The sequence below is a fragment of the Belnapia mucosa genome, from assembly GCF_016775475.1.
Lineage (GTDB): Bacteria > Pseudomonadota > Alphaproteobacteria > Acetobacterales > Acetobacteraceae > Belnapia > Belnapia mucosa.
Genome location: NZ_JAEUXJ010000131.1, coordinates 1 through 251, shown reverse-complemented (window position 1 = coordinate 251; position 251 = coordinate 1). Strand labels below are relative to the sequence as shown.

Sequence of the window (251 nt, the reverse complement as noted above, 5' to 3'; positions counted from 1 at the left end):
AAAAGTATTAGGTATAGGTGATGCGTCGGGAATGTTTCCTATTGATGTAGAAACTAAAGAGTATCGACAAGATATTGCTAAAACATTTAATCAACTTTTTTCTGAAATGGGATATCATCAAGATATTTTAGAGATATTACCAAAAGTTGTGGTAGCAGGTGAAAATGCAGGTTATTTAACAAAAACAGGAGCAAAACTTATTGATCCCAATGGTCAATTAGAAGCAGGCTGTCCTATGTGTGCTCCAGAAG

1 protein-coding gene is annotated in these 251 nt (G+C 34.7%); it reads left to right on the top strand.

The annotated features are described in order from the left end of the window. On the top strand, positions 1-251 hold a 251-nt coding region (locus tag JMJ55_RS30655), incomplete at both ends, for a hypothetical protein (RefSeq protein WP_202829373.1).